The sequence below is a fragment of the Akkermansia sp. UBA7090 genome, assembly GCF_002493465.1.
GTDB lineage: Bacteria > Verrucomicrobiota > Verrucomicrobiia > Verrucomicrobiales > Akkermansiaceae > Akkermansia > Akkermansia muciniphila_A.
The window spans coordinates 26,857-43,641 of record NZ_DKYW01000021.1 but is presented as its reverse complement, the minus strand read 5'-3'; the positions used below and the strand labels follow the sequence as shown (position 1 = coordinate 43,641).

General features: G+C 58.5%; 15 protein-coding genes. 11 read left to right on the top strand and 4 right to left on the bottom strand.

Annotated features, from left to right (window positions below; all coding sequences use genetic code 11):
* The 3 genes from B3075_RS07630 (at position 1) to B3075_RS07620 (ending at position 4,013) form a co-directional block, all read left to right on the top strand.
* Positions 1-1,734, top strand: coding sequence for an esterase/lipase family protein (locus B3075_RS07630; protein WP_290488229.1), 1,734 nt, complete (start codon positions 1-3; stop codon positions 1,732-1,734).
* Positions 1,735-1,759: 25 nt separating this feature from the next.
* Positions 1,760-2,209 carry a hypothetical protein gene (locus tag B3075_RS07625; RefSeq protein ID WP_290488230.1) on the top strand — a complete coding sequence of 150 codons (450 nt, stop codon included), beginning with the start codon at positions 1,760-1,762 and terminating at the stop codon, positions 2,207-2,209.
* 160 nt (positions 2,210-2,369) lie between these two features.
* Complete coding sequence (locus tag B3075_RS07620) at positions 2,370-4,013, top strand: protein kinase domain-containing protein (RefSeq protein WP_290488231.1); 1,644 nt, start codon at positions 2,370-2,372, stop codon at positions 4,011-4,013.
* A gap of 408 nt (positions 4,014-4,421) precedes the next feature.
* On the opposite strand, the gene rplS is transcribed toward B3075_RS07620, so the two are convergent.
* Both rplS and B3075_RS07610 read right to left on the bottom strand, forming a co-directional pair.
* Positions 4,422-4,769: a 50S ribosomal protein L19 gene (gene rplS, locus B3075_RS07615; RefSeq protein ID WP_012419257.1), complete on the bottom strand. Its 348-nt coding sequence runs from the start codon at positions 4,767-4,769 to the stop codon at positions 4,422-4,424.
* Between the two features lie 109 nt (positions 4,770-4,878).
* On the bottom strand, positions 4,879-6,417 hold the full coding sequence (locus B3075_RS07610) for a TIGR03790 family protein (RefSeq protein WP_290488232.1): 1,539 nt from the start codon (positions 6,415-6,417) through the stop codon (positions 4,879-4,881).
* Positions 6,418-6,583: 166 nt separating this feature from the next.
* On the opposite strand from B3075_RS07610, the gene mce reads away from it, so the two are divergent.
* From mce to B3075_RS07570, 8 genes are all read left to right on the top strand, one after another.
* Positions 6,584-7,006 (top strand): methylmalonyl-CoA epimerase, encoded by a 423-nt coding sequence (gene mce / locus B3075_RS07605; RefSeq protein WP_022197871.1) that lies wholly within the window; start codon positions 6,584-6,586, stop codon positions 7,004-7,006.
* A 31-nt stretch (positions 7,007-7,037) separates the two neighbouring features.
* Positions 7,038-8,603 carry an acyl-CoA carboxylase subunit beta gene (locus B3075_RS07600; RefSeq protein ID WP_290488233.1) on the top strand — a complete coding sequence of 522 codons (1,566 nt, stop codon included), beginning with the start codon at positions 7,038-7,040 and terminating at the stop codon, positions 8,601-8,603.
* 20 nt (positions 8,604-8,623) lie between these two features.
* On the top strand, positions 8,624-9,070 hold the full coding sequence (locus B3075_RS07595) for an OadG family transporter subunit (protein WP_022197873.1): 447 nt from the start codon (positions 8,624-8,626) through the stop codon (positions 9,068-9,070).
* 74 nt (positions 9,071-9,144) lie between these two features.
* Complete coding sequence (locus tag B3075_RS07590; protein ID WP_179218419.1) at positions 9,145-9,546, top strand: biotin/lipoyl-containing protein; 402 nt, start codon at positions 9,145-9,147, stop codon at positions 9,544-9,546.
* 78 nt (positions 9,547-9,624) lie between these two features.
* Positions 9,625-11,289, top strand: a complete 1,665-nt coding sequence (locus B3075_RS07585; RefSeq protein WP_290488234.1) for a sodium ion-translocating decarboxylase subunit beta — start codon at positions 9,625-9,627, stop codon at positions 11,287-11,289.
* A 36-nt stretch (positions 11,290-11,325) separates the two neighbouring features.
* A complete protein-coding gene (locus tag B3075_RS07580) occupies positions 11,326-12,105 on the top strand; it encodes a biotin--[acetyl-CoA-carboxylase] ligase (RefSeq protein WP_290488235.1) in 780 nt (259 codons plus the stop codon).
* A 60-nt stretch (positions 12,106-12,165) separates the two neighbouring features.
* Positions 12,166-13,662, top strand: a complete 1,497-nt coding sequence (locus B3075_RS07575; RefSeq protein WP_094136596.1) for an acetyl-CoA hydrolase/transferase family protein — start codon at positions 12,166-12,168, stop codon at positions 13,660-13,662.
* A 120-nt stretch (positions 13,663-13,782) separates the two neighbouring features.
* Positions 13,783-14,484 (top strand): hypothetical protein, encoded by a 702-nt coding sequence (locus tag B3075_RS07570; RefSeq protein WP_290488236.1) that lies wholly within the window; start codon positions 13,783-13,785, stop codon positions 14,482-14,484.
* A gap of 244 nt (positions 14,485-14,728) precedes the next feature.
* Here the strand turns inward: B3075_RS07570 and rfbA are convergent, their stop codons facing one another.
* Both rfbA and rfbB read right to left on the bottom strand, forming a co-directional pair.
* On the bottom strand, positions 14,729-15,592 hold the full coding sequence (gene rfbA / locus B3075_RS07565) for a glucose-1-phosphate thymidylyltransferase RfbA (protein ID WP_102734813.1): 864 nt from the start codon (positions 15,590-15,592) through the stop codon (positions 14,729-14,731).
* 9 nt (positions 15,593-15,601) lie between these two features.
* On the bottom strand, positions 15,602-16,654 hold the full coding sequence (gene rfbB, locus B3075_RS07560) for a dTDP-glucose 4,6-dehydratase (protein ID WP_290488237.1): 1,053 nt from the start codon (positions 16,652-16,654) through the stop codon (positions 15,602-15,604).
* Positions 16,655-16,785 lie beyond the last annotated feature (131 nt).

Here is a 16,785-nt window from a genome sequence, read left to right as displayed (position 1 = left end):
ATGAAAACGGTTTCCATCCTTCTTTTAGGACTGGCCATAGGCCTTTCCGGCTGTTCCCTGCACCAGCGGCAGGAAATGGAGTACTCCCATTACCAGGATGACGCCGCAGCCATCCGGGAAGCCCATGCCGCATGGCTCATTCTTTCCTCTCCCCAACGCAGCCGGGAATGGCCGGAAGCCCGGAAAAAATATAACGCGTGCATTCGGGAGCTGGCCTCCCACTTGAAGGAAGCCAAACGCAAAGGGGGCATGAATGAGGCGAAGCGCCTGAGCCTTCCCTTCGTCATTGAAAAATCCTCCTACGCCAGGGACAGCAATCCGTGGTTCTATGAGGCCATTTTCATGTCCGATGAAGTGGACCCCACCTTCCGCCTGCGGGAAAGCGTAACCGTAGAGGGAATGGGCATACCGCTGGCGGGGCTGGCGCCCCGGGGCGGCTCCCTCCCACATGCCAACGTGCTTAAGGACAACGGCAACGTGCACACGCTGACAGCCATTCTGGACTTTGACCGCATGGTGGACGGCAAACCTACCCTCCGCACCATTCCGCGCCTGATGAATGAACATATTTTCATTGGCAAAAACAAGGTGCGGCAGCCGCTGGCGGCCAATTTTTCCGTCCCTATCGCCCTGTTCTGGAAGCTTTCCGACGCAGACGGGACGGAACTGCTGGGGGCATTCCGCCCGAAAAAGGCCATCAATACGATGGGGCTTTATTTTTCCGAACCCTATGACCCCCGGAAAATACCCGTGGTTTTCACCCACGGCCTGATGTCCGGCCCCGCCACCTTCGCCAACCTGACCAACCGTCTCCTGGTGGATCCGGTCATCCGGGAAAACTACCAATTCTGGTTCTTCGGCTATCCGTCCGGGCTGGCCTGGACCATTCCGGCCAGCAGGCAGCGGCAGGCCCTGAAGGAACTCATGCAGGAATACAATCCCCGCGGCACATCCAGGGAAATGAACAATATCGTCATGGTGGGGCACTCTATGGGCGGCCTCATCACCCGCTTCAACAATTCCACCAAACCCTGGACGCTGATGAAGGGAGTATTTGAGCTTTCTCCGGAAACGTTTGAGGGAATGACGCTGGAAAACTGGAAGAAAGGGCTGGCCCCCCTCCATTATGATGAACAAACGCTTGAACGGCTCCAGAATAATTTCATCTTTTCCCCGCCCCAGGGAGTCACGCGCATCGTGTACATGGCCACCCCGCACCGCGGTTCCACTTTCGCGGACAACTGGATAGGAAGACTGGGCCAGCGCCTGATTGACCTCCCCTCGGACATGCTGGAAGAAGTCACCCGCATCGCTACACTCAGCCGCGGCATGTTCCTACTCAATCCGTTGAAAATGAAAGACGAGCTGACCAGCATCCGCCAGCTTTCCCCGAACTCATCCCTGGTCAAATACATGTCTGAACTGCGCGGTTCTCCCAATGTTCCCGTTCATTCCATCATCGGAGACAGAGGCAGGAATGACACGCCCAATTCCTCCGACGGAGTGGTCAAATACCAGTCCTCCCATCTGGACTGGAGCGCCAGCGAAAAAATTGTTCCGTCCGGGCACAGCGTGCAGGATGACCCGGCATCCGCCGTGGAACTGCGGCGCATCCTCCGGGAACACCTGGTCAAGGTCAAAGGCCGTAAAACGCTGGAAGAAGCGGACGCACGGGCCGCTACCCCGGTATGGCAAACCAATCCCTCGCCTCCCCTCATTCTGAAAAGGCCCTGATGCAGAAAATCAAATGCTCTTGTCCATGCAAGACTTCCTCTCCTCGTTCCTGTCATCCATCATATACGGCGAAATAACGTCCAAAACAAAAAAGGAAGAACGTTTCCTGAATAAAAAGAAGACCCGGGAAACCGTCAAAAAATATCAACTCCCCGCGGGGATCATCGCTTGCTCCTTCAGCCTTTTGCTGCTCCTGCTGATAGCAGCAGCGATTTTCCAGTCAAAAGGCCAACCCATAACGGCTCTGTTTCTGGGGTCCCTGTATGTCCTGACGTTAACAGAGGGGACGGCATTATTCATCCGCCTTCTCTGCCGCTGCCGGAAAAGCTGGAACAAACAGGATTTTTACCTCTCCGCGGCCGTCTGCGGCAACATGCCGCCGCGCCGGTTGAAACAACTGAAATTCCTCCTGATCATTACGGCCTGCTCCGGTCTGGCCTGTTCAGCCTTCCTGTTCCTGGCTACCCTGATTTAACCGGCCGGTTGAGGAAAAGGGAATGCCGCGGCCGGACATGATTGGCGCCCGTCCAGCATCAGGACATCCCCTCCGCCAAAATATGCCTGCCTATAGAGTTGCTCCCGGTGGGGAATTTAAGGTAGAGTGGAGACCGATACTATTCCACCTGCCTTTTTCCATGCCTGCCGACGATTTCCTTCCCTTGGACCAGCTTTCTTCTCTCTTTCCCCAATTGGAAAATATCCAGCTTGTCGGAGCCAAAGGCCCCCAGCAAATCTTTACGGCTACCCTGAAATCCAACTTTGCTCCCGTCATGCTGCGGGTAGTTCCCACGGAAGAAGCCGGCATCTTCGGCTGGGATCCTGAATTCATCGTCCGCTCCCTCACCATCGTGGAACAATCCCATCAGGGGCTTCTGCGCGTTTATGAAACAGGACAGGCGGGACCGTTTACTTTCATCATTTCCGAGCACTCCCCCTACCCGCGTCTGGCGGATATGGCCACCCTTCCCAAAATATCTCCCCAGGCGGCGCTCAACCTGGTGCGCAACATGGCGGAAGGACTGCTGACGCTCCACCGGAAAAACATTTTTCACGGGGGCATTACGCCCAAGCTGATTTGCCTGCGCGAAGACGGCGGAGACGCCCTGCTGCTGCCCATCAACATTTATCCTGCCCAATCTCCGGTGGATATGGGGGACTTCGCTTCTCCGGAGTGGGTCACCGGGGCGGAAACCACGTTCACGCCGGGCATGGATATTTACGCGCTGGGGCTGGTGCTCTACATTCTGCTTACCCGCAAAACGCCGATGGAAGCGGGTTTTGCCATGCCCTCCTCACTGATCAAATGCAGCGATGCCGTGGATTCGGTAGTCTCCCGCGCCATCAATCCAGATACCCGGGAACGCTACCGGGACCTGGGGGATTTCATCACGGATCTGGATAAAGCCATTGCCCATCCTTCGGGAAGAAACGCGGCAGCCATCCCTCCGCCGCCATCTTCCCCGGTCATTCCGGTTCTGAACATGCAAAAAGGGCAGTCCAATATCTATTACTATCTCATTCCGGCCCTGATCATAGGCATTGTGCTGACCTATACCTGCATCCTGTATAAGAAGGATGTCGTCAAAATGCGCAATGATTATAATGAGCAGGTGCAGAAGGAAAATAACGCGAAAGCGGAAGCGGCAAGACAGGCGAACAGGGAAGCGCTCCGCCACGCCCCGTCCGCCGCGAAACACGCCGCTGCGGCCATTCCTTCACCTGTTCCGTCCGCACGTCCGGAGCAGGCTCCGGCAGTTCCCAAAGTTTCCGGGGAACCCGGCAAAGTCAACTGGAGCCTTCAGCCCGGCGTCAAGGTGCGCCAGAGTTCCAACCGCAATATGCTGGCAGCTTACGGTCCGGAAAAGGCCGTTGACGGCAATACCAGCTCCAGGATTTCCGATGTTTCCATCAGCGCCACAGGCGTGGTTGAAGGAAAAACCGCCTGGTTCGGCATTGACTTCGGCAGGGAAACCAACCGCACTATAGAAAAGGTGGTCATTTACACGCCGGCCAATCTGACGCTGCTGGGCGCCATGGAAAACTTCAAGGTCATCCTCTACGACAATGACAAAAACGTGCTGGCGGAAAAAACCTTCAGCACTACTCCTTCGGAAAAATCCACCAACATCACTTCCTGGGAACTGGACGCTCCAGTCAAAGCGCGCGCCTTGCGCGTGGAATCCTCAAATCCGTCCCAGCCGCTGGCGTTGACGGAAGTGGAAGCGTACGGACCGGAAGATGCGGAGGACACACCGGTTCCTGCATCTGCGGAAGAATAATTATCCGGAAGCGCTGTCCCCGGTCGGAAACACCTCCAGGAGCCAAGCAGAAGGCCGCCGCCTCCTTTCCTCCTCCCGAAATGAGAGTTGGGTGGCGCCGGAAGGAAAGTCACGCGCTGCGTTCCGGAATTGGCTTCGCGTATGAAACTGTCCGGCTCCTGCTTTCTTGTCTTGAAGACCTTTAGATCCAGTGTGGGAAAATCTGAAAGAACGCATTCGCTCCGGGCCCGCCCTCTCTCCTCACCCCCGAAAAAGCGCTTCCACCCCATATGAACTGCGGGAAAATATCTTGAAGCGGCTGTTGCCCCAGCGTCCTTTTCCCCATTCAGAAAGAGCAACACTCCGGAAATAAAAAAACCCGGCGCCGCCTCACGGCGGGCCGGGCCAGCAAAATAGCAATTCTTCCGATTACCGGTTGGCGGACTTCACAATCATGGCATCCTTGCCGATGCGGCCGCGCAGGTAGTGAAGTTTGGCGCGGCGGACTTTGCCGCGGTTCACGACTTCAATCTTGGCAATGCGGGGAGTATGCAGGGGGAATACGCGTTCCACGCCTTCGCCATAGGAAATCTTGCGGACGGTGAAAGCTTCATTGATGCCGGAACCGCGCTTGGCGATCACAATGCCCTGGAAAATCTGGATACGTTCCTTGCCGCCTTCAATAACACGAGTGTGAACCTTGATGGTATCACCTACGTTAAATGGGGTCACATCCGCCTTGAGTTGCTCTTGCTCGATTTTGTTGATAATGTTCATCTTGTGTTATCTATTGCTGGTGAATATCAGTAAAAGGAAAACTTACGGGACGCAGAATATGAGCCATAATCCCCTAAAAGGCAATCCAAATTTGCCATACGTCCTTAATTTATTTTTTCGGCGGGGCCGGCGGCGGAGCCACTCTGGCGAGCCATTCCTCCAGCGCCGGAAGAAAAGCGGAGGAAGACATGAGGCCCCGGATGCCGTCCGCCCGCTGCAGAAAGGCCTTGTTCCCGCCCCGGACCCGTTCCGCCAGCAGAATTTCCAGCAGCAGGCGCGCGCGGGTGCGGGCATTGGCCGCGCCGTCCAGGGCGGAAGAAAGAAACTCTCCGGCGCGGGCCGGTTCCTTCCGGTACAGGCATTCCAGAGCCAGAGCTTCATAAAGGCAGGAGAAAGGGGCTTTCCGGGCGGACTCCGTCAAACGCGCTGAACGGTCCTTCCAGCGGTCTCCAAACTGCACGAAGGAAGCCCACCACCCCTGGAAATAACGGTCTTCTTCCGTCGGCTCCACGTCCATATCCTTCATGCGGGCGTATGGACGGTACAGGGGGTCTCCGAACACCACCCCCTGCCAGGACAGCACAGGCATGCTCATCCAGGAGGCCTCCGCCACGGTATAACCGTCCAGGAGGCGGTCCACAAAAATATCAAAGCGGTGGCAGGCGCCCAGGAACGGCTCATACACGTTTCCCACCGTCACAGCAGCCCCCTTTTCCAACAGGGCGGAACTCCACCCCTTGCCGGGAACCTTGAAATCGGCGGCGCTGAAAGAATGCAGGTGCATGGCTATCGCCCCGGGCCGGAAGCGGAACGAAGGGTCTGAAAACGGTCCGTTCGCCTTCCCCGCATACCACCCGCAATAAAGAGCCGTATCCCGGCTCAGGGGGAATTTTTCCGGCAGAGTCTGAGGCCAGTCGTCCAGATAAACGGGAATGCCCGCCTCCCTCACGCGCTTGAACACGTCATCCATCCACCGGTCCCCCTGGGCATAGGGGCCGCCCCGGTCCACAACAGCCCACCCCCATAAACCCTGTTTCTCCACCTTCGCCGGCTCCGTCACCAGCCGCATGCAGGTATCGGGCGTCAGGCCGTCCAGGCGGCATACCAGAAACGAAGGAAGACCGGCCCCCACAAAATCCTCCCTCTTATTAAAATAGGGATTCACCTGCCAGGATTTCCTTTCATAACCGCCCACCGCCAGCAGCGCCAGTTCGGAATCCACCGCCGCCCGGTCCGTCTGCATCTGGTTGACCCCTTTCCCGGGCTGGGGAGCGGGCGTTTCATGCCGAATCTTCATCGGCAGATCCGCCATCAGCGCCAGCACAAAAATCTTCCGGTCCATCAAGGGGGAGGACGCAATGCCGGAAGGCGTCCACCACCGTTGTTTCCGCGCCGTCTCCAGCAGCGGGACGCGAATCGTCTCATCATACTCCTTCCGCGAAATTTCGCCGGTCATGGGGCAATCCAGAGAAACAAGGTTCCCTTCCGGAACGCCGCGCACCCGCGCATATTCCCTGGCCATGCGGCGGCTCAACTCGGATTTTCCGTTATAAACCACGGCCACATGAGCAGGCAGCAGCTCATAGGCACACGCGGCGGAAAACCACGACGCCAGCAGAAACAACACGGCTAATCCACTCCTGTACATGCCCCTACCATACCTCATCTCCCGGGGCAATCAAGCAGGTGAAAAGGACGGCCGCGAATTCGCCATTTTTCCGCTTTTCGCTTCACATCCTAAAAAAATCCGCTTTAATAACTCTTGATGTATTGCAGGCCTCCCCCCTGCATTCCCCTATAACCATCACACGCATATGATTCAGCAAATTGACCATATCGGCATCGCCGTCAAGAGTCTTGACGCCACCGTTCCCTATTACCGCGATGCGCTCGGACTCGGCGAGCCCCACATTGAGGAAGTCCCCACTCAAAAGGTCCGCGTCGCCATGTTTGACGTTGCCGGCGTCCACATCGAACTGCTCGAACCCACCTCTCCGGAAAGCGCCATCGCCAAGGCTATTGAGAAAAAAGGGGAAGGCATCCACCACATCGCTTTCAAGACCAATGACATCGCCGGAAATATCTCCCAGGCCAAGGAAGCGGGCCTTACCGTGCTGAACGATCCGCCCGTCCCCGGTGCCCACAACACGCAGGTCACCTTCCTGCATCCCAAGTGCACCTTCGGCGTCCTGACCGAATTCTGCCAGCACCCCGGCGGCTGCGAATGCGGTAAGTAACATTCTCCCTATTCACCATACCACTATACCAATGGCTATTGATCCCAAATTGATTGACGATCTGAACAGCCGCCGCAAGAAGGTGATCCTCAGCGGCGGTCAGGAAAAGATCGACAAGAGACACGAAAAGGGCGAAATGACGGCCCGCGACCGCATGGGGTACCTCTTTGAGGAAGGCACCTTCTCGGAAATCGGCATGCATGTGCGCCACAACTGCCACAACTTCGGCATGGGCAAGAAGGAAATCCCCGGCGACGGCGTCGTTTCCGGCTTCGGCCTGGTGGACGGCCGTCCGGTGGCCTGCGCGGCCTCCGACTTCCTGGCCCAGGGCGGTTCCCTCGGCTACATGCACGCCATGAAAATTGCGGATGCCCAGAAGTACGCCCTGAAGGCCGGCATCCCGATGGTGACCGTGAACGACTCCGGCGGCGCGCGCCTCCAGGAAGGCGTGGCGGCCCTTTCCGGCTATGCCCAGGTGTTCTACAACAATGTGCTTGCCTCCGGCGTAGTTCCGCAAATCTCCATGATTCTGGGTCCCTGCGCGGGCGGCGCGGCCTACTCCCCCGCCCTGACGGACTTCATCATCATGCGCAATTCCGGCAACGCCGGCATGTACATCACCGGCCCCAAGGTGATTGAACAGGTCACGTATGAAAAATGCACGATGGACGACATCGGCTCCGCCGCCATTCACGCCACCGTGTCCGGCAACGTCCATTTCGTAGCGGACAGCGACGCGCACGCCATGGACATCCTGAAGAGGCTGCTTTCCTTCCTTCCTTCCAACAACACGGAAGAACCGCCTCACAAACTGGACACCCCGCTTGACCTGAGCGCAGACGAAGGCATGAGCGCCCTGATTCCCGGCGACAACCGCACGCCGCTGGACGTCCAGCCCATCATCAGCCGCCTCGTGGACAACGGGGACTTCCTGGAAGTGCATAAGGACTTCGCCAAAAACGTCGTCGTCGGCTTCGGCCGCATCTGCGGCGTAGTGGTCGGCATCATCGCCAACCAGCCCAACGTGAAAGCCGGCTGCCTGGATATCGACTCCTCCGACAAGGCCGCACGCTTCATCCGCTTCTGCAACGCATTCAATATTCCGTTGGTGAACCTGGTGGACGTGCCCGGCTTCCTGCCCGGCAAGAACCAGGAACGGGGCGGCATTATCCGCCACGGCGCCAAACTCATCTTCGCCTATTCCCAGGCCACGGTGCCCAAAGTCACCCTGATCATGCGGAAAGCCTACGGCGGCGCCTACATCGCCATGTGCTGCAAGGATCTGGGTGCTGACGCCGTCTTCGCCTGGCCCGGCGCGGAAATCGCCGTCATGGGCGCGGAAGGCGCCGTTCCGGTGCTCTACGGCCGTGAATTGAAGGCTGTGGAAGACCCGGCGGAAAAAGCCAAGCGCCAGGGAGAACTCCTTGAAGAATACCGGGAAGCCTTCTACAACCCGTATGTGGCGGCCGGCATGGGGCAGATCACGGAAGTCATCAATCCGGAAGAAACCCGCGCCAAAATCGCCTTCGCCCTGCGCACCCTGCTGAACAAGAAGGAAGTGCGCCCGGCCAAGAAACACGGCAACATTCCGCTCTAACATCCATCTCAACGGATCATATGTTACTCACAACACTCGCCTTTGCACAGGGCATCGCCAACGTCATGAACAATCTGAACTATCAGATTGTCGGCATTATGGTGGTCATGATGTGCCTGGGTGGCCTGGCCGTCATTCTGACCATCAGCGGCTCCATCGCCGCCGCCATTCAGAACAGGGCCAAAGCCAAAACCGCCGCTCCCGTGGCCGCGCCTGCCGCCGCCCCCGCTGCGGCGGGCAAACCGGGCATGACTCCGGAAATGCTCGCCATCCTCTCCGCAGCGGTGGACTCCGCCATGACGGAGCTCACGCCGGAAATGGTGGCCGTCATCTCCGCCGCCGTGGACGCGGGCCTGGACGGCATGAGCCACCGCATTGTGGAAATCAAGCAATCCCCGGGCTCCGGCTATGCGGCCGCAGGCAGGGCGGAAATCTTCGCCTCCCACCGCATTCGGCCTTCCCGTTGAACTACAGCATTATTCACCCTTACCCCCGCCCCGGCGGGAACCATTTAACTTAATACTCCATACCATACATTATCATGAAGAAACTTCGCATCACCGTAGACGGCAAGGTATTTGACGTATCCGTAGAACTCCTGGACCAGGTATCCTCCACTACCGCAGCCCCGGCCCCGGCTCCCGCAGCCGCTCCCGCTCCTGCCGCATCCGCCCCCGTAGCCGCCCCGGCCCCGGCTCCCGCACCTGCGCCCGCTCCGGCCGCCGCCGGCGCCGGAGACGTGCCCAGCCCGCTTGCCGGCAAGGTTGTTTCCCTGGACGTGGCCGCTGGCGCCTCCGTGAAGGCCGGCGACCAGATTCTGACGCTGGAAGCCATGAAGATGAACACCATCATCTACGCTCCCGCCTCCGGCACGCTCACCGCTTTCTGCGTAAACCCGGGTGATACGGTTCAGGAAGGACAGGCTCTGGCCAAGATCGGTTAATCCCGGCGGCAACCGCCCGGGACCTCCAACAGTTCCGGGCTCCGACTCAGATAACAAACCGCTACAATAACATTCCGTATGAGTCTTTTTGATTCATTAATCACCTTTTTACAGGGGATGGGCGTCTTCTCCCTATCATGGCAAATGGTAGGGATGTGGGGCATTGCCATCCTGCTCCTGTATCTGGGTGTAGCCAAGCAATATGAACCTCTCCTGATGGTTCCCATTGCTTTCGGCGCCCTCATCGCCAACATTCCGGACAACGGAATGCTCATCACCCAGCTGAACCAGCAGGTCATTTCCTCCAATGAACAGGGGGAAGTAACCTCCACGTCCCTGAACAACGTGGGCTACCTGCGCGTTCATGTGGCTCCTCTGCAGCAGACGCCCGCCAAGGTGCCGGCCAATCTGACCACGCCGGAAGCCCGCTCCCAGTATCTGGAAACCATGCAGCAGCCCATGCAGGTTTATCCCGGCAGCCAGCTGACCGTTTCCAAAATCAAGTCCGTGCGGGAATCCCAGGAAAAAGCCAAAGCTGACGCCGCCCGTCTGGGAGACGACAGTCTGACGGTGGACCCCAACCTGAAGGACTTCCAGAACGTGACGGAAGACAACGGCAATGAGCCGGTCTTCCTGCTCACGAACGGAGAAGGAACCACCGTCGTCCGCCAGCAGGGAGTCAATTACTTTGACACCACCGGCAACCGTGTTCCCGTGGACCTGAAAACGCAGAAGCTGGAGCCCCTGGTGGTTTCCGCCGCAGGCAAATACGTGGCCGTAGGACAGCATACCCAGGAACTTCTGGTCACCTCCATCCACGGGGGCCTGTATGACTGGATCGGACTGGGCATCAAGGCTGAAATTTTCCCGCCCATCATCTTCCTGGGCGTAGGAGCCCTGACGGACTTCGGCCCGCTGCTCGCCGCACCGCGCACCCTGCTTCTGGGCGCGGCGGCCCAGGTGGGCGTCGCCGCCACATTCTTCATGGCCCTGTTCATGGGCTTCAACCCGAATGAAGCCGCCTCCATCGGCATCATCGGCGGAGCTGACGGCCCCACCTCCATCTTCCTGACGATGAAGCTGGCTCCGCACCTGCTGGGCGCCGTGGCCGTGGCCGCATACACGTACATGTCCCTGGTTCCGCTGATACAGCCGCCCATCATGGCGTTGCTGACGACCAAGAAGGAGCGCCTCATCCGCATGAAATCCCTGCGGACGGTCAGCAAGAGCGAAAAACTGTTCTTCGCCGTGCTGGTAACCATTGTCACCATTCTGCTGATTCCGGACGCATCCCCGCTCATCGGCATGCTGATGCTCGGCAACTTCCTGCGCGAATGCAAGGTAACGGAACGCCTGGTTCAGGCCTCCCAGAATGAAATCATCAACATCGTCACCATCTTCCTGGGAACCTCCGTGGGTCTCACGATGCAGGGAGACCGCTTCCTGCAGGCGGAAACGCTGCTGATCATTCTGCTGGGCATTGTCGCCTTCGGCGTGGCCACTGCGGGCGGTGTCATCGCCGCCAAGCTCATGAACCTCATCTGGCGCAAGAATCCGGTCAACCCCCTCATCGGGTCCGCAGGCGTCTCCGCCGTCCCGATGGCGGCCCGCGTCTCCCACAATGTGGGCCAGAAGTACGATCCCTCCAACTATCTGCTCATGCACGCCATGGGTCCGAACGTTGCAGGCGTGATCGGCACCGCGGTCATCGCGGGCTACTACATCGCCACGCTGGCGAAATAACCAGAATTAAAATTATTACCGGCCTCGGCCCGTCCCATGAATTCGGCAGCCCCATTTTCCAGCCCTCCGGCGGAGGAAGGACCATGCGGCGACTGGACTTATCATGAATGGGCCGAGGCTTTTTCCACCAATGACCTGGCCCGCTCCCTGCCCCCGGGGCATATTGCCGTCTGCCGCGTCCAGACAGGAGGCCGGGGCAGATTCAACCGCAAATGGATAGGGGATAAAGGAGGCCTGTGGGCATCCTTCACCGTTCCCCTGACCGCTCCCGCGGATGCAGCGGCCGGCGTGCACTGGGGCCATTTGCCCCTGGTTGCGGGACTGGCCCTGTTCAACATGCTCCGCGGCATGGGGCTGGATTCCGTACGCCTGCGCTGGCCGAACGACCTGCTGGCGGGCAAATCCAAACTGGCGGGAATACTGGTGGAACGCCCGGCGGAGTACATGGCCGTCATCGGCATCGGCATCAATGTTTTCAATGATGTAGCCTCCATCGCCGGGGAAATCAAGGACCCTCCGGCAAGGCTGTCGGATCTTGTTCGGAACTGCCCTTCGCTTCATGCCGTCATGGCTTCCCTGGGCAGTCATTTGAACCAGGTTCTCTCCGTCTTTTCCCGCGGCGGCATCCCCGCTCTCCAGGAGGGTCTGGCCCGGGCATGGGCCGGAGAAAGGCCGGTTTCCATTCTTACGGATGATGAAACCGTCCGGGGCATTTTTACAGGGATTGACGATCAGGGCAATCCTGTGCTATCCCTGCCGTCCGGCGCCGTCCGCACCGTGCCGGCGCACCTGATCAACAGGCTTCTCGAAGAATAAGCCTGCCGCTCCGTTGTTACACGGGGTTTCTTTCTTTTTCATCCAACAAAAATCACTGACATGAGTTACAAGGTACTGACACCAGAAGAAGCAGCAAGCCTGATCAAGCATGGCCACCATATTGGGCTGAGCGGATTCACTCCCGCCGGAACGGCCAAGGCCGTTACGGCCGCGCTGGCAAAAATTGCAGAAGCGGAACACGAAAAGGGGAACCCCTTCCAGGTGAGCGTTTTCACCGGCGCTTCCACCGGCGATTCCTGCGACGGGATCCTTTCCCGGGCCAAGGCGATCCGCTACCGCGCTCCCTACACCACCAACGTTGACTTCCGCAAGGCGGTGAACAACGGGGAAATCGCCTATAATGACATCCATCTGTCCCAGATGGCCCAGGAAGTGCGCTACGGGTTCATGGGCAACGTGGACGTCGCCATTATTGAAGCCTGTGAAGTCACGGCTGACGGCAAAATTTATCTGACGGCCGCGGGCGGGATCGCTCCCACCATCTGCCGCCTGGCAGACAAAATTATCGTGGAATTAAACGCCGCCCACAGCAAGAGCGCCATGGGCCTGCATGACGTTTACGAACCCCTGGATCCTCCCTACCGCCGTGAAATTTCCATCTTCAAACCCAGCGATCGCATCGGCAAGCCGTACATCCAGGTTGACCCGAAGAAGATTGTGGGCGTGGTGGAAACCAACTGGCCGGACGAAGCCCGCTCCTTCGCCGCAGCGGATCCCCTGACTGATAAAATCGGGCAGAACGTGGCCGACTTCCTGGCCGCCGACATGAAACGGGGCATCATTCCCTCCACATTCCTGCCTCTCCAGTCCGGCGTAGGCAACATCGCAAACGCGGTGCTGGGCGCCCTGGGCCGCGACAAGACGATTCCCGCGTTCGAGATGTACACGGAAGTCATCCAGAACTCCGTCATCGGCCTGATCCGGGAAGGCCGCGTAAAGTTCGGCAGCGCCTGCTCCCTGACCGTAACGAACGACTGCCTGGAAGGCATTTACAGGGATATGGACTTTTTCCGCGACAAACTGGTGCTCCGCCCCTCGGAAATATCCAACAGCCCGGAAGTTATCCGCCGTCTCGGCGTCATCTCCATCAACACCGCCATTGAAGCCGACATTTACGGGAACGTCAACTCCACGCACATCGGCGGCACGAAGATGATGAACGGCATCGGCGGCTCCGGCGACTTCACGCGCAACGCCTACATCTCCATTTTCACCTGCCCGTCCGTTGCCAAGGACGGCAAGATCAGCGCCATCGTCCCCATGGTTTCCCACCATGACCATACGGAACATGACGTCAATATCATTATTACCGAGCAGGGGGTCGCGGACCTGCGCGGCAAGAGCCCGAAAGAACGCGCCCAGACCATTATTGAAAACTGCGTCCACCCGGATTACAAAAACATCCTCTGGGATTACCTGAAGCTGTCCGACGGCAAAGCCCAGACGCCGCAATCCATCAAGGCCGCTTTGGGCATGCATGCCGAACTGGCCAGGAGCGGAGACATGAAGAATGTCGACTGGGCCCAGTATAAGTAATTCCCGCATGCCGTCATTCGCATTGGCATCCATGAATTCACGCTGATTCCTCAGGACCGCTTCCGCAAAGGGAGCGGTCCTTTTCCTTTTTTCCGTTCCCCGCTCCCCCGTCTCTTCACCATGAACTGGATGATTTACCCCGCCGCCAGGGCTTTCATCAAAGTCTGCGCCGTCCTTTTCGGCTCGGGCGTCGCAACGGCTGTCCTTATCCATCTGTTCATGCCCTGGTTCCTCCGCTCTCCCCGGACAGCCGCGCCCTTCCTGCTTTTGGGGACAGGGGCGGAATTGCTCTCCATCCTTTCCCTGTCCCTCCTCCTATTCTGGGGCGCCAGAGTTCTGCTGGCCTCCCGGGGAAGCAGGATAACAAGAAATCTGAGCGTGCTGGCCTTGCTGCCCGCCCTGTACGCGCTCCTTATTCCCTTTGCGGGCATGCCCGCCCCATCGCAATACACGGAAATGGACAGGGTTTGGGAGATCCTCCTCCTTCTGGCGGCCGTCACTTCTTTTTTTTCCTTCCCTTATACGGCGGGATATGGCGCCGCAGGCAGGAAATTATTCCTGTCCTGGGGAATTGCGGCGGCGGGCTGCGGGTTGCAGAGCGCCCTGTTCTTTCTCGCCGTCCTGTTGCGGCAGTTCCTGTCCACCGCGGTTCCCTCCCTGGCTGCGCCAACTGCATGGCTGGCCGTTCTCCTGTCCTGCGGCCTGGAAATCATGTTGGCGGCCCTTTCCGTCATTCTGGCGCGGCGCCTGTTCAAAAATGTCATGTCCATAGCGTCCATGCCGGAGCCAATGGATCCCGCCATGCCGGGCAACCGTCCCTGACTTCCTCCCTGCCTTCATGTTTACAGCCAGTTGGAAGGGGTTATCCCCCAGTCCGCGGCATGAATACGTGAACCGCTCACGGCATGAAAGGCTTTTACGGCCTTGAGCAGACAACGTCCGGAAATTTCCGCCGGCACGGCCACCGCATGGAAAACATCGCCGGGAAGCAAACCGCCCCCTTCCCCGAAAACCAAGGGATTTGCAGGGTCGCCCCTTCCATTTCCCTTGCTGACCTCAGACAGCCCTATTTCACCAATTCATCCAAATACCGGCCATAACCGTTATTGTTCATGGCTCCGGCCTGGGAACGCAGCGTCTCCGGGGAAATCCAGCCGTTATTAAAGGCTATCTCCTCCAGGCACGCCACCTTGAACCCCTGGTGATGCTCCAACGTGCGAACGAACATGGAAGCCTCCAGAAGGGTATCGTGCGTGCCCGTATCCAGCCACGTATAGCCGCGCGCCAGCTTTTCCACGCGCAACAGGCCCTGCTTCAGGTATTCCTGATTCACGGAGGTAATTTCCAACTCGCCCCGGGAGGACTTGGGAATCCTTTTGGCTATCTCCACCACCCGGTTGTCGTAAAAATAGAGGCCCGTCACCGCCATGTCCGATTTGGGCCTAAGCGGTTTTTCCTCAATGGATACCGCCTTCCCCTCCTCATTGAATTCCACTACCCCGAAACGCTGCGGGTCATGCACCTGGTACCCGAAAATGGTCGCTCCGCTCGTCAGTTTGGCGGCCCGCCTCAGCTTCTCCGTCAGGCCGCGCCCGTAAAAAATATTGTCCCCCAGCACCAGGGCTACGGAATCCTTTCCGATGAACTCCTCTCCAATAATAAATGCCTGCGCCAGCCCCTCCGGCCTGGGTTGCTCCCTGTATTCAAAGGAGACGCCGAACCTGCTGCCGTCCCCCAGCAAATCCCGGTACAGGGGCAGGTCCCGGGGCGTGGAAATGATGAGGATTTCCCGTATTCCGGCCAGCATCAGCACGGAGATGGGATAATAAACCATCGGCTTATCGTAAACGGGCAGCAGTTGCTTGCTGACGGAAAGCGTAACGGGATGCAGCCGCGTGCCGCTTCCCCCGGCCAGAACAATACCTTTCATATCAACCTCCTAGCCATTGGTTCCAAGACGTTCCAGGCGGTATTCCCCGGACAGGATGCCCCGCCACCATTCCTCATGGTCCAGATACCACTGAATGGTTTTTCTGAATCCGGAAGAATGGTCCTGGCGCGGAGCCCATCCCAATTCCCTCCGTATTTTGGAAGCGTCAATCGCATAGCGCAGGTCATGGCCCGGCCTGTCCTGAACAAAGGTGATTTGCTCCCGGTAGCTCTGGCCGTCCGTTCGCGGCCGCAATTCATCCAGATGGGAACACAGCAGCTCCACCAGTTCCAGATTGGTCTTCTCGTTATTGCCGCCGATGTTGTACGTCTCTCCGGGTTTTCCGCAGGAAACGACCGTCAGCAGCGCCTCGCAGTGATCCCCCACATACAGCCAATCCCTCACGTTTTCCCCTTTGCCGTATACAGGGATGGGGTCCCCGCCCAGCGCTTTCAGGATAACGACGGGGATCAGCTTTTCCGGGAACTGGTAAGGGCCGTAATTGTTGGAACAGTTGGTGATCAGCACGGGCAGCCCGTACGTATCGTGCCAGGCGCGCACCAGGTGGTCGCTGGAAGCCTTGCTGGCGGAATACGGGGAATGGGGGCGATACGGCGTGGATTCCGTGAACAGGCCTTCCTTTCCCAGGGAGCCGTACACCTCATCCGTGGAAATGTGGTGGAAGCGGAAGCGCTCCTTTTTCTCCCCCTCCAGGGAGCGGTAATATTCCAGGGCGGCCTGAAGCAAGGAAAAAGTACCCATGACGTTGGTGGTCATAAAGTTTCCCGGATCGTCAATGGAACGGTCCACATGGGACTCCGCCGCCAGGTGCATTACCCAGTCCGGCCCGTACTCCCGCAGGGTGCGGCTCATCAGGGAAGCGTCCCGGACGTCGGCGTGCAGAAAGCGGTATGCCGGGGAATCCGCCAAACCGTCCAGGGAATGGATGTTGCCGGCATAGGTCAGGGCGTCAATATTCAGGACTTCATGGCCGCGCTCCAGCAGCAGCCTGACCAGATTGGAGCCAATGAATCCGGCGCCGCCCGTAACGATAACTTTCATAGCACTATTTTCAGGGAAAGATGCGGCGCCATCATACAACAGCGGCGTTTTTTTTCAAAACAAATCCGCCCATGCCGCGGGAACGCAGCGGCATGGGCGCGGAAAAGCGGGGGTCCGTAACCGCAGAGACG